Annotated in this window: 11 protein-coding genes and 1 pseudogene; 3 read left to right on the top strand and 9 right to left on the bottom strand. The window is 69.0% G+C overall.

Going from position 1 to position 13,369, the window contains the following annotated elements; genetic code table 11:
• Positions 1-280: 280 nt before the first annotated feature.
• The 9 genes and pseudogenes from DFS13_RS00470 to DFS13_RS00430 form a co-directional block, all read right to left on the bottom strand.
• Positions 281-1,489, bottom strand: a pseudogene (locus DFS13_RS00470) (porin).
• A gap of 168 nt (positions 1,490-1,657) precedes the next feature.
• Entirely contained in the window at positions 1,658-2,596 is a 939-nt protein-coding gene (locus tag DFS13_RS00465; RefSeq protein ID WP_006485599.1) for a helix-turn-helix domain-containing protein, read from the bottom strand.
• Positions 2,597-2,665: 69 nt separating this feature from the next.
• On the bottom strand, positions 2,666-3,265 hold the full coding sequence (locus DFS13_RS00460) for a DUF3156 family protein (protein WP_012493452.1): 600 nt from the start codon (positions 3,263-3,265) through the stop codon (positions 2,666-2,668).
• Positions 3,262-4,764 (bottom strand): APC family permease, encoded by a 1,503-nt coding sequence (locus tag DFS13_RS00455; protein ID WP_111441272.1) that lies wholly within the window; start codon positions 4,762-4,764, stop codon positions 3,262-3,264. The genes DFS13_RS00460 and DFS13_RS00455 overlap by 4 nt, the downstream gene beginning before the upstream one ends.
• Positions 4,765-5,002: 238 nt before the next feature.
• Positions 5,003-6,343 (bottom strand): aspartate aminotransferase family protein, encoded by a 1,341-nt coding sequence (locus tag DFS13_RS00450; RefSeq protein WP_006496862.1) that lies wholly within the window; start codon positions 6,341-6,343, stop codon positions 5,003-5,005.
• 57 nt (positions 6,344-6,400) lie between these two features.
• On the bottom strand, positions 6,401-7,903 hold the full coding sequence (locus DFS13_RS00445) for an aldehyde dehydrogenase family protein (protein ID WP_111441271.1): 1,503 nt from the start codon (positions 7,901-7,903) through the stop codon (positions 6,401-6,403).
• A 218-nt stretch (positions 7,904-8,121) separates the two neighbouring features.
• A complete protein-coding gene (locus tag DFS13_RS00440) occupies positions 8,122-8,319 on the bottom strand; it encodes a hypothetical protein (protein ID WP_006483979.1) in 198 nt (65 codons plus the stop codon).
• A gap of 84 nt (positions 8,320-8,403) precedes the next feature.
• Positions 8,404-9,138, bottom strand: coding sequence for a LuxR C-terminal-related transcriptional regulator (locus DFS13_RS00435; protein WP_058903281.1), 735 nt, complete (start codon positions 9,136-9,138; stop codon positions 8,404-8,406).
• A 171-nt stretch (positions 9,139-9,309) separates the two neighbouring features.
• Positions 9,310-10,188 carry a neutral zinc metallopeptidase gene (locus DFS13_RS00430; protein ID WP_006483975.1) on the bottom strand — a complete coding sequence of 293 codons (879 nt, stop codon included), beginning with the start codon at positions 10,186-10,188 and terminating at the stop codon, positions 9,310-9,312.
• 434 nt (positions 10,189-10,622) lie between these two features.
• Between DFS13_RS00430 and DFS13_RS00425 the strand changes: the two genes are divergently transcribed.
• The 3 genes from DFS13_RS00425 to DFS13_RS00415 all read left to right on the top strand — a co-directional run bounded on the left by DFS13_RS00425 (position 10,623) and on the right by DFS13_RS00415 (position 13,366).
• Positions 10,623-11,414 carry an SDR family NAD(P)-dependent oxidoreductase gene (locus DFS13_RS00425; RefSeq protein ID WP_006496856.1) on the top strand — a complete coding sequence of 264 codons (792 nt, stop codon included), beginning with the start codon at positions 10,623-10,625 and terminating at the stop codon, positions 11,412-11,414.
• Between the two features lie 100 nt (positions 11,415-11,514).
• Entirely contained in the window at positions 11,515-12,567 is a 1,053-nt protein-coding gene (locus DFS13_RS00420; RefSeq protein ID WP_062885609.1) for a LysR family transcriptional regulator, read from the top strand.
• A 100-nt stretch (positions 12,568-12,667) separates the two neighbouring features.
• A complete protein-coding gene (locus tag DFS13_RS00415; protein ID WP_058903282.1) occupies positions 12,668-13,366 on the top strand; it encodes a DUF4286 family protein in 699 nt (232 codons plus the stop codon).
• The last annotated feature ends 3 nt before the right edge of the window (positions 13,367-13,369 follow it).

Genomic DNA, 13,369 nt, shown 5'->3' with positions numbered 1-13,369 from the left:
GTATGGAGCGGAACAATCATGCGTTGCACACGTGTGCAACGCCGGCGACGGGTCAAGTCGCCTGGAGCGTCGCCATTGTTCACGCAGACCGTGAAGGTATTGTGGCAAGCCGCAAGCCGGGCAACCTGACGCGCGGATGCCGTCGATCCGGGTCCATTCAGTCAAGCATACGGACGATTTTTTTCAAGCAAGGCTTTCCATCGATCGCCCGATGCCGCCCCATGCCCGTGAAGACCGCACGGCGGCACGCGACCGGCGTGCCACCGCCCGCCGTTCGAGGTCAAAAGTTCCCACGAATCCCTGCCATCACCGCCAGCTGCCGGCACGAATTGCTGTTCGCGAGCACCGGAATCTGCGCATAGTTGACCGCGTTGCCGCCCGCGTCGGTGCCGAGCCCCGTGCCGCTCGCGACCTGGCCGATCGCGACCGCATACAACGCGGTGCGCTTCGACAGGCTGTAGTTCGCGCCGACGTTCACCTGGTGGAACCGCGTCGTGCCGCGCCCGTCCGTATGCGCGGCGTTGAAGATGTACGCGACGCCGCCTTGCAGCGCCGGCGTGAACATGTATGTGACGTTCAGCTCGCCGATGTCGAACGTGAACGCCTGCGTGCGCGGCTGCGCGTCGGTCGAGAAATAGCGGCTGTCGCCGAGCCGCGTGTGCGTGTAGGTCAGCGCGACCGTCGCCGCGCCGAGCGTGACCGACCCGCCTGCGCCGAACGCGCGCATCGAGCCGGCATCCTGCAGCAGGCAGTACATCGCGCCCCGGTTGCTGCACGCGAAATCGCCGATATAGCCGCTCGCGCCGCCGAGCGCCGCGTCGAGCGGCTGGTGCAGGTCGAGGTAGCCGACCGAGAACGCCACCGGCGCCCGCGTGTACGTCGCGGCCACCGCATAGCCGCGTTTCGCGGAAAAATCGCCGGCCTGCCCGCCGAAGCTGAACGTGCCGCCGAACGTGAAGCCGTTGAAATCGGCGCTGGTGAACTTCACCGCGTTGTTGAAGTTGAACGCGGCATTCAGGTTGTCGACGTCGCCGAGATGCGAGCCGTACGGCGTCGCCCAGTTGTTGCTCGATACGTACGCGCCGAGCATGTCGGTGTACGAGTCGTACTGGCGGCCGAGGCCGAGCGTGCCGATTCCGTCCTGGCGCAGCCCGACCCATGCCTGCCGGCTGAATGCGGTGCCGCCCTGCAGCGCCTGCCCGTTCGCGGACAGGAACTGCTGCTCGAGTGTAAACACCGCGTTGAGGCCGCCGCCGAGCGGCTCGGCGCCCTGGAAGCCGAAGCGGGACGGCACGAGGTTGCCGCCGCCCATCTGCCAGGCATGGCCGCCGCCCGTGCTGCCGTCGGCGCGTGTGAACTACTGGTTCGTCGAATAGATGATGCCGGTGTCCACGGTGCCGTACAGCGTCACGCTCCCCGAAGTCTGCGCGTGTGCGTGCAGGCAGCCCAGCATGGCCGCGGCTGCGGTCAGTCGTCGTCCGTTCTTCATGTCCCGCCCCTCTGTGATCATCGATTCGCAGTGCGAACCGATGGTGTTTTCGATATGGGTGACAGGACTTTATCCAGCGAAAATTCCGGACCTCTATCGCAAATCGGCAAACGGTGGGGGGGTGCGACCCGCGATGACGCCGGACGGCGCCGTCGCGATGCGCGTGCGTCATTCGGGACGCGTGGTCTGGGAAGGCAGCTCGCCGAACAGGTCGCGATACTCGCGCGCGAAATAGCCGAGGTGCGTGAAACCCCAGCTCGCGGCGGCTTCGCCGACGCCGAGTTGCTGCGCCGACGTCGTGCGCAGCAGGCGACGCACCGCGTTCAGCCGGATCGTGCGCAGGTAGCCGACCGGCGTGACGTCGGCCACGCGCTGGAAGCTCGTTTGCAGCGTGCGGCGGCTGCAGCGCAGCGCGCGACACAGTTCGAGCACGGTGACGGGTTCTTCGGGCCGGTCGCGCAGATGCTTCTCGCAGCGGCTGACGATATCGCTGTAGGTGGCGTGCGTGATGTCGCGGCGCTCGACGCCGATACCCTGTTCGAGCGCATCGAGGAACATGCCGAGCATCGCGTCGCGAAACATCTTGCGGGTCGCCGCGTATTCGAGGCAGCCCGGGTTGCGCTGGGCCTCGTCGATCAGCGCCGACAGCCGCACGCCGAGCGCGACGCCCTGCGCGTCGGACAGCCGCGTCACGTGCCGCAGCCGGCGCGCGCCGGCCGCGCCGAATTCGGCTTCGCACAGCTCGTCGACCATGTCGGACGCCGCGCTGATCCCGACGAGCCCCATCCCTTCCGGCGTGTGGAATTCGAAATCCTCGCCGGCGCGCAGCGCGAGCAGCGCATAGCCGTCGACCGGCTGGCCCTGGAACGTGCCCGCGAGCGGCACGGACAGCGGCACCGCGAGCGACGTGCGCGCGACCGGTGCGAGCCCGGTTTGCGCGACGCGCCGGTTGGTCGTTTCGCGGAAGAAGTGGAAATCGTCGTACAGCACCTGCGTGACGGTGCCCTTGAAGCGGCCCGGCGTCATCTGACGGTAAACCTGATGCCAGCCCGCGATCGCGAGCCCGTGATCGTGCACGTCTTCGTGTGAGCGTGACTGGAACAGCATCGGCATCTCCGGTAAAACCCTGATTCCTGGATGCGGCCGCCGGGTTTGCGCGGCACGCATCGCCACAGCTTACCCTCGCAAAATCCCGTGTAGTGCGGTTTCGAACGCAAGACAGGCCGCCGACAGCGCGGCGGCCTGCTCGTCGATCAGCCTGACGTAGCGGCGAAACGACGGCATCCGGTTCACGATCTCGCTACCGCCGAACGGCACGATCGCGAGCGTCCAGCGGCCGTCGCGGGCAACGCCGCCGTGTGCGTCGATGACGCAGTCGGTCAGGTGCAGCGGCCGCAGCGCGTCGGCCAGCGACGGCTCGGCGAGCAGCGCGGCCAGCGTGTCGATGAAGACCCGGTCGCATCCGGGTCCGGGCACCGCATCGACGCCCGTGCGTCGCAGCCAGCCGGTCTGCCGCACGCGCGCGCGGCCCCGCGCGGCCGGGCCGTTGGCGGCTACCGTCACCTTCACGCTGACCGTATGCATCAGGAACTGGCGCTCGACGCGCTCGTCGACGCTCACATGCACGCCGTTCGGCAGCCGCGCCGTGGCGCCGCCCACATCCGTATCGCGCACGGCCCGCAGGTCGGCGAGCACGCGCGCGGCGATCGCGCCGGGCCGATGGCCGGGCGGCGGCGCATCGGGCGCCGCGCGCCGCGGGGCAAGCGCGGCCTTCACGACGCGACGTGCTCGTTGCGCAGCACGTCCTCGACCGGCACCGGCCTGAACGGATGCCGGCGCTGCACGACGAGCGTCCAGAACAGCGCGTACAGCGCGGTGAGCCCGAGCATCGCGCCGAACGGCACGTAGATGTCGCGCGGGTTCATGCCGGGCGGCGTGATGTACCAGATCGCGAGCACGATGCCGACGCTCGACACGATCTGCGGCAGCGGGAACAGCGGCGAACGGTACGGCCGCGGCAGGTCCGGGCGGCGGATGCGCAGCATCACGACCGACGCGGTGACGAGCAGGTACGCGGTGCCCCACGCGCAGGTCGCGGCGAGCACGAGATGCAGGATGCTGTCGAGATTGCCGTTGATCAGCCACGCATGGACGATCGGCACGATCGCCGCCGCGACGATGCCGACCACCGGCGTCTTGAAACGCGGATGCAGGTACGCGAAGCAGCGCGGCAACGCGCCGTCGATCGCCATCCCGTACAGGATGCGCGGCAGCCCGGCCATCAGCGTGTTGATCGTCGCGGCGCCCGCGCACAGGAACGCGATGCCGAACCACACGCGGCCGAACGGCCCGAGCACCTGCAGCGCGAACGCGGGAATCGCGCCCGGCGTGTCGAGCAGGTGCGTGAGGCCGTCGGGGCTCACCGGCACGTTCGCGACCTGGCGGCGGATCGCCGCGCCGTACAGGAACATGCAGATCGCGACGCCGACGAGGCCGAGCGCCATCGCGCGCGGAATCGTACGGCCCGGCGCCTTCATTTCCGGCGCGAGCGGCGTGACGAACTCGCAGCCGACGAACATGAACATCGCCATCCCGACCAGCGACAGCACGGCCGGAATCGACGTGCCGACTTCCGAGCCGCCGAACCAGCCGTCGAGATGCACGGCCGGCGCGGCCGCGAGCCCGAGGATCCCGAAGATCATCAGCGACAGCCACATGCCGGCCGTCAGCACGATCTCGAGCTTGCTGAACACCTTGATGCCGATGATGTTGGTGATCGCGAACGTGACCACGAGGCCGACGCCGACGAGCCACGAGCTGTTGTGCTGCTCGAACGCGGCGTTCAGCGATTCGAAATTCACGAGCGCCATGATGCCGCTCAGGATCGTCTCCGCCGTGCCGGCGAACACGTGCACGAGGAAATACGCGGAAATCGTGCCGGTGATCGCCCAGAAGCGGCCGAGCCCGCACGACAGGTAATCGTAAACCGAGCCGGCCGTCGGCAGCATCGCGGCGGCTTCCGAGAACGTGGTGGCCTGCGCCTGCATCATCACGAACGCGATGATCATCGCGACCGCGAACGCCCAGCCGCCCATCCCGAAGCCCGACGTCGCGGTGAGGATCACCGGGCTCGCCATGATGAGCCCGACGGCGCTCGCCAGCGCGGTCGGAAAACCGACCGCCCCCGCCTTCAACGCGGTGCCGCCGCCCGCTTCAGCCGGCGAGCCGCCAGGCGTATCGCCCGCGGCGCCGGTCACTCCTGACCATCCCGACATCGTTGTCTCCTTCGTAGGTTGGCCCGAACCGGCGCTTCGTCAGCGGCCGGGGGCCAGATGCTCTGCGGTCGGCCCCGGTCGGCGCTTCAGCGCTTCGATCCCGGGCCCCTGTCGATCACGGCGTGATCCGATGTCGAAAAAATACGCAGGCAAAATAATCCGGTCATAGCGCAAATCGGCAAACCCGCGACGGCGTTCCCCCCTTCCGCCGCGGATTGGCCGTCGTGCGATCACGCCGTTACGCGAACGGCACGGCCTCGAAGCCGGCCGCGAGCGCGTCGACGATCCGGTCGAGCTGTTCGCGCTGGATCACGAGCGGCGGCGACAGGATGATCTTCGTGCCGACCGGGCGCACCAGCACGCCGTTCTCGCGCGCGACTTCCGCGACCGCGTTCGCATAGCCCGACAGCGGATCGATCGGCTCGCGCGTGTCCTTGTTCGCGACGAGGTCGAGCGCGAGCATCAGCCCCTTGCCGCGCACCTCGCCGACCGCCGCGAAGCGCTCCGCGAACGGCTGCAGCGCTTCGAGCAGATACGCACCCTGCTTCGCCGCATTTGCCGGCAGGTCCTCCTTCACGACGATGTCGAGGCTCGCGATCGCGGCCGCGCATGCGACCGGATGGCCGGCGTACGTGTAGCCGTGCATGATCGCCCCGCCGAAATCGGCATTCGCGGCGAACGCATCCTCGATCCGCGCGTTCACGACCGTCGCGCCGAGCGGCACGTAGCCCGACGAAATGCCCTTCGCCAGACACATGATGTCCGGGCGCACGCCCCAGCCGCGACTGCCGAACAGGCAGCCGCTGCGGCCGAAGCCGGTCACCACTTCGTCGGCGATCAGCAGCACGCCGTAGCGGTCGCACACCTCGCGCACCAGCGGCCAGTAGTTGGCCGGCGGCACGATCACGCCGCCCGCGCCCTGAATCGGCTCCGCGATGAACGCGGCGACCGTATCGGGGCTCTGGAACTGAATCTCGCGCTCCAGCATTTCCGCGCAGATCCGGCCGAGTTCCTCCGGGTCCTGCGTGAACGGGTTGCGGTACAGCCATGGCGTCTCGACGTGGAAGCAGCCGGGCAGGTTCGGTTCGTAGTTGCGGCGGAACACCGTGTTGCCGTTCACCGACGCGCCGCCGAAGTGCGTGCCGTGATAACCCTGTTTCAGCGAGATGAACTTCGTGCGATCGGCCTGGCCGCGCACCTTCCAGTACTGGCGCGCGATCTTCAGCGCGGTCTCGATCGAATCGGAGCCGCCCGAGCTGTACAGCACGCGGCGCATCCCTTCCGGTTCGAGCAGGTCGATCACCTTCTTTGACAACTCCTCGGCGCGCGGATGCGAAATGCCGTCGAACAGCTGGAAGTATTCGAGTTCGTCGAGCTGGCGCACGATCGCGTCCTTCACTTCCTGGCGGTTGTGACCGACGTTCACGTTCCACAGGCCCGCGACGCCGTCGACGAGCTTGCGCCCCGCCTCGTCGAACACGTAGCAGCCGTCGCCGCGCACGATGCGGATCGGCTTGCGCTGTTTCATCTCGTTCGGGTGCAGCATCGGGTGCCAGAATTTCGCTTCGTTGTAGCTCATTGCAGTCTCCACTGTCGGATCGTTGAATCGGGTTCGTTCGGGTTCGAGCGTCGCGCGTCAGTGCGCGATGCAGACGGATTTGGTTTCGGTGAAGCCTTCGATCGCGTACTGGCCGAATTCGCGACCGATGCCCGATTGCTTGTAGCCGCCAAACGGCATCGACGGATCGAGCGGAATATGGCAGTTCACCCACACCGTGCCGGCCTCGATCTGCGGCACGAGGTTCATCACACGTTTCAGGTCGTTGCTCCAGACGCTCGCGGCGAGGCCGTACGGCGACGCGTTCGCGAGGCGCACCGCGTCGGCCGCGTGGTCGAACGGCACGACCACGATCACCGGGCCGAACACCTCGTCGCGCACGATCGCGCTGTCCGGATGCGGATCGGCGATCACGGCCGGCTTCACGTAATAGCCGGGCAGATCGTCGGCCGGCGTGCCGCCCGCGAGGAACGTGAGGCCCGCGCGGCGCGCGCCTTCGATGTGCTGGACGACCTTGTCGCGATGGTGCGCGGACACGAGCGGGTTGATCTGCGCGGTGGTGTCGAGGCCCGCGCCGAGCTTCATCGACCGCGCGACGCCCGCGAGGCCGTCCGCGAGTTGCGCGAACTTGCTGCGATGCACATAGATGCGCGACGCGGCCGCGCACACCTGCCCCTGGTTGAAGAACGCGCCGGCGGCGACGCCGTCGAGCGCCTGCGCGACGTCGACGTCGTCGAGCATCACGATCGGGTTCTTGCCGCCGAGCTCCAGCGAGAAGCGCGTCATGTTCTGCACGGCCGCCGCGCCGACCAGCTTGCCGGTCGCGGTCGAGCCCGTGAACGAGATCTTCGCGATCGACGGGTGGCTGGCGAGCGCCGCGCCGCAGACGCGGCCGCCCGTGACGACGTTGAACACGCCGGGCGGCACGCCGGCCTCGCGCGCGAGCTCGGCGAGGCGCAACGCGGTGAGCGGCGTTTCCGGCGACGGCTTCAGCACGATCGTGCAGCCGGCCGCGAGGGCGGGAACCAGCTTCCACACCGCGATCATCAGCGGGAAATTCCACGGCACGATCGCGGCGACCACGCCGACCGGCTCCTTGCGCGTATAGGCCGTATAGCGCGCGCCAGGCGGAAACGGGATCGACACGTCGAGCGTCTGGCCGGTGATCTTGGTCGCCCAGCCGGCCATGTAGCGCACGTATTCGACGCTCGCGCCGACTTCGATCGCACGCGACACGTGAATCGACTTGCCCTGGTTCAGCGTTTCGAGCTGCGCGAGCGTTTCGGCGTCGGCTTCGATCAGGTCCGCGAGTTTCAGCAGGATGCGTTCGCGGTCGGCCGGCCGCAGCCCGCTCCACACGCGCGCGTCGAACGCGTGTCTGGCGCTGGCGACCGCGCGGTCGACGTCGTGTGCGTCGGCGTCCGCGACGGTGGCGAGCCGCTCACCCGTCGCGGGGTCGTACACGTCGAGCCGCGCGGCCGCGTGCGCGGGCTGCATGGCGCCGTCGATGAAGAGGCCGAAATCGCGCGCAACGAAGGTGCGCACGGTGTCGCTGACGGCGACGAAGTTCGTGTTGCTCATGGGCGTCTCGTTGATTGTCGTGGCTGGACCGCGTGCGGGCGAGGCACGCGGGCGTCGGACCACTGTATCGACGAGGGATCACGCCCGGTGAGCGCAAATTGGCAGCGCGTGGCGCGCGGTAGCGGTTCGAGCCCGCGACGCGGCCCGCGGGCGACGTGCGCGATCCGCCGGGGGCTGCCGTGGTTTGGATGCCGGACCGGGGTCCGGTCATTGAATCGTCAATTTCTGAAACCGTGCGCCATCGACGCGAGGAAGTCGTAGGCCTGGTAGTCCAGCCAATACACGCCGAGCGCAAGCGGGATCAGGAAGTACAGCGAGTCGTAGGTTCCGCTTCTGACCGTCCTGACGATGAAGATCGGCAGCGCGACGCTCAACGCGATGACCAAAATCGAAGCGGCAATGATCGCGACGTCCATGTTCCCGGCCCTTTTCTTGAATTGTTATCGATACGACGAGCGCGCATGGTACTGCACGATCTCGCGGGCCAGCTTGCAAAACGATTACAGGAACAGCGCGCCGACCAGCTCCGTGCGATTCGACACGCCGAGCTTGCGGTACATGCGCATCAGGTGGGTCTTGATCGTCGGTTGCCCGAGCGCGAGATCGCGCGCGATTTCCTTGTTCGAGCAACCGTCGCGCACGAGCCGCGCGATCTGCTCCTCGCGGTAGGTCAGCCGTTCCTCGCAACCGATCCGGTGGATCCCGCGCCGGGCGCGCAGCAGCGGGCTCAGCGCGGCTTCGGCGACAGGCTGCAGCCGCGCGAGTGCGTCGATCTCGCCGGGTGCGAAGCGTCCTGCCGTACCGTTGCCGTTGCGATTCGCGTCGCCCATGCCGAAGCGCAGCAGCGAAAACGCGCCGACCGTGCGGCCCGCGTCGCGCAGCCAGATCTCGACGACGTCGGCCACGTCGTGCCGCCGCAGAAAACGGGTCCAGTACGCGGATGCATCACGTCGCTCGTCCGGCAATTGGGACGCGAGCGTGACGACCGCGCGGTCGCCCGCCGCGCAGCGCGACGGGTGCAGCGGATCGAGCATCCGGTAGCGGGCGACATAGGTGCGGTGCATCGATTCCGGCATCCCGAACAGCTCGAAATCGGCCGGTTCGCCGCTCTGGTCGAGCCGGTAGAACACGATCGCCGACGGGCTCGCGAACGCATCGAACGCGTCCACGCACGCGCGCAGCGCGCGTGGCCAGTCGGCGGGAGCGTGGTCGGCGGGAACGGATGAGGTCGGCATCGGAAATCGGCTGGGTGGCGAACGCGTCGAATTTCAACGTCCGGGCCAGCCTACCGGCGCCGAAAAGCGCCGGTGAGCACAAATCGGCAAATCGTCCCGGGCCGGCCAGGTGGCTGGTTCAACCGGTTCAGCCGGGACGATGCCGGCGCGCGACGGTGCGCGCGCCTGGCTTCAGCGTGCGTTCGCGGCGAACGTGTCGCAGGCGCTCACCTCGCCCGACTCCATCCCGCGCCGCAGCCAGTACACGCGCTGCTCGCTGGTGCCGTGCGTGAAGCTTTCGGGCACGACGTAGCCCTGCCCTTGCTGCTGCAGCCGGTCGTCGCCGATCGCCGCGGCGGCCTTCAGTCCCTGCTCGAAATCGCCGGGTTCCATCAGCCGCTGGTTCGCGCGCTGTGCGTTGTTCGCCCACACGCCGGCAAAGCAGTCGGCCTGCAGCTCCATCCGCACCGACAGCGCATTCGCGCGCGCCTGGCTCGAGCGCCGGCGCGCGGCGTCGACCTTGTCGGCAATACCGAGCAGGTTCTGCACGTGATGGCCGACTTCGTGTGCGATCACGTAGGCCTGCGCAAAGTCGCCGCCGGCGCCGAAACGCTTGCGCAGTTCGTCGTAGAAGCCGAGATCGATGTACACGTTGCGGTCGCCCGGGCAGTAGAACGGCCCCATCGCGGTCTGGCCGGTGCCGCACGCGGTCGGCGTCGAGTTCGTGAACATCACGAGCTTCGGCGGTTCGTACTGCGCATGCAGCTGCGTGTTGAACACGCCCGTCCACGTGCGTTCGATGTTGCCGAGCACCTTGCGCGTGAACACCGCGCCGGCGTCGTTCGCCGGTGCGCCCTGGTGCTGGGTCGGCGCGGGCTGCGCCTGCTGCTGGCGGCCCTGCAGCGCCGACGCACCTTCGAGCACGACGCGCGGGTCGATTCCGAAGAAATACGAGGCAGCCAGCGCGATCACGATCGTGCCGATGCCGATCGTCGCGCGCCCGCCGCCGAACCCGCCGGCGCCGCGTCGATCCTCGACGTTCGTGCTTTCCCTTTCGTCGTCCAGCCTCATTGCCGGCCCCTCCCTGTTCTTTTGTCGATGGTCCGATCGCGCCAGCGCGCAACCGGGCGATACGCCGTGGCGACACGCTCCGTCGGCAGACGCGATACCTGCGCATCGGACGCCCGCTCGCGCCGATCCGGCCGGCCGCGCCATTGCCGGCCGCGCCCCTGCCGGCCGCGCCATTCGTACGACGGAATCGGCGGCCGACGCGCCGCCCGTCGCTGCCCGCCCGCGCTATTTTGCCGGGCTTTCGTGGCTTATCGCAAAAATGTGGAGGATAGAGCGATTCGGCGTCGGACATCGTCAGCCTTTGCAAAATGGGCCAAGGCCACCGTGCCCGCCACGCCGGCCGTTCGGACGACCCGCGTTCATCCTTTCGGTGGATACCGGCGCGCGCCGGCGCCGCCTAAAGTGGCCGGAACGCCCCCTTTCCGGAGAACGACATGACGCACCCGCCCCCCCGCACGATCGCCATTACCGGCGCCGGCACCGGCATCGGCGCCGCCTGCGCGCGCCGCTTCGCCCGCCGCGGCGACCGCGTCGTGCTGATCGGGCGCCGCCAGGCGCCGCTCGACGCGCTGGCTGCCGAAACGGGGGGCCTCGCGCTGGCCGGCGACGCCGCGAGCGCCGCCGACTGGGCCGGCTTCCTGCCGCGCATCGCCGCACGCTTCGGCCGCGTCGATGCGCTTGTCGCCTGCGCGGGCGGCCACGGCATCGGCCGTGCGGACGAAACCGACGACGCGCAGTGGCGCGCTGCGATGCATGCGAACCTCGACACCGCATTCGTCAGCGCGCGCGCGTGCCTGCCCGACCTGATCGCGCAGCGCGGCAATATCGTGCTGGTCGCGTCGATCGCGGCGCTCGCGGCCGGGCCCGGCGTATGCGGCTACACGGTCGGCAAGCACGCGCTGCTCGGCCTGGCGCGATCGCTCGCGCGCGACTACGGTCCGCACGGCGTGCGGGCGAACGCCGTCTGCCCGGGCTGGGTCCGCACGCCGATGGCCGACGCGGAAATGGAGCCGCTGATGGCCGCGCACGGCGATTCGCTCGACGGTGCGTACGCCCGCGTCAGCGCCGACGTGCCGCTGCGGCGCGCGGCCGATCCCGACGAGATCGCGGCCGTCTGCGCGTTCCTGGCGTCGCCGGACGCGTCGTTCGTGACCGGCGCGACGCTCGTCGCGGACGGCGGCGCGATGGTCGTCGACGTGCCGACGCTCGCGTTCGACCGGCTTTGACGCCACCCGAACCTGCGGCGCGTGCGTGCGCGCTTCCGAATCCGTTAACATCGTCCCGATCCGCCGCCTGGCGCGGCACCGCCTCACCGTTCGGAATTCGATGAACATCCGGTTTCTGGAAACCTTCGTCTGGCTCGCGAAGCTGGAAAACTTCCGGCTCACGGCCGAGAAACTGCATACGACGCAGGCTGCCGTGTCGAGCCGCATCGCATCGCTCGAGGAAGCGTTCGACGTGCGCCTGTTCGACCGCAACACGCGCTCGGCCACGCTCACGCCGGCGGGCCGGCGCATGCTGGCCTACGCGGAGCGGATCGTGCGGCTCGATGGGGAAATGCGGCGCGACATCGACGCGGCCAGCGATGCGGGCCTGATCCGGATAGGCGTGATCGAATCGATCGTGCACAGCTGGTTTCCCGCGCTGATGGCGCAACTGCGCGAGCGCTATCCGCGCCTCGACGTCGAGATCACGAGCGACACGACGCTGCATCTGATTCGCCTGCTCAGCACCGACGGCGTCGACCTGATCCTGCAGACCGACCCGGTGCCGGGCCCGGACTTCACGAACCTGCCGCTGTGCGAATTCCCGGTGCGCTGGGCCGCGAGCCCGCGCCTCGGGCTCGGCGGCCAGCCGCTCGACGTCGCGCGGCTGGCCGGTTTTCCGATCATCAGCTTCTCGCGCCATTCGGGGCCGCACGCGACGATCGAGCGGCTGTTCGCGGCGGTCGAACGGCCGGCCAGCATCAACTGCATCACGTCGGTCGCGGCGATGATCCGCCTCGTCGCCGACGGCTTCGGCGTGGCCGCGCTGCCGCCGGCGATCATCGGGCGCGAGCTGCACGAAGGTACGCTCGAACTGCTCGACGTCGCGCCCGAATTCCCGCCGCTGCCGCTCGTCGCGACTTACCGCAGCCAAGGGCTGCCGGTCGCCGCGCGCATCGCGGAACTCGCGAGCGAAGTGGCGCGCGCGATGGCGGCTGCCGGGAATCTCGCGAAGCCGGCCGCCGCCGAGCGCATCGACGCAACGCTCGTCGATGCAACGCCCGCGCGCAAGGCGACCACGACAAAGACGAACGCACCGACGACAACGAAGCGCACGACGAAGGGGGCCCCGCCTGCCGCGCCCGCCGCAAAACGACGCCCACGCCGCTCATAAGAAAACCTGTTCACCGCGAATTTGTTTTCTTGTTGGACGGGCGCGACCCGTCTTCGGGACACTGCAGTTCCTGCCCCACCGCGTCACGAGGAACCCCGCAATGACCCGCCTTTCCCTTCCGCACGGCCAGCTTTGCGTCTGGACGGATATCGACCCCGCGCACGAAGCCGATTTCAACGCGTGGTACGACCGCGAGCACATGCAGGAGCGTGTCGCGATTCCCGGCTTCACGCATGCGCGACGGTTTCGTGCGACCGACGGCGGCCCGCGCCGATACCTCGCGCTGTACGTGACGGACGCGCTCGACGTGTTCCGCGGCGATGCGTACCGGCGCGCGTTCACGCAGCAGACCGCGTGGTCGCTCGCGAACTTCGAGCGCATGACAGGTACGCAGCGGCGCGTCGGCGAGCTGACGATCGAGGCCGGCGACGGTGAAGGCGCGCATCTCGCGCTGTTCGTGCTGCCCCCCGATCGCATCGACGTGCCGCACCTGCGCGCGCGCTTCGACGCCGCGCTGCAGGAACCCGGCATCCATGCCGCACGGCTTTTCCGCACGTCACCGGACCTGTCCGCACCGATCGGCGCCGCTGCCGCCGCCCGCCCGGCCGCCGATGCGCTGGTGCTGATCGAAGGCAGCGACGCAACGGCCACGCGCCGCGTCGCCGCCACGCTCGCCGGACACGACGACGTGCGCACCTTCGACCTGCTGTGGCGCGCCGCCGCGCCGCTGCCCGTCCAGCGATGCGACGTCGGAACCGAAACGGCCGCCGCCGCGACCGCTGCCGCCCTGCCTGCCTGAACG

It is taken from the genome of Burkholderia sp. 28_3 (assembly GCF_003253915.1).
GTDB classification, from domain to species: domain Bacteria; phylum Pseudomonadota; class Gammaproteobacteria; order Burkholderiales; family Burkholderiaceae; genus Burkholderia; species Burkholderia cenocepacia.
This window is presented reverse-complemented; position numbering and strand designations above follow the sequence as displayed.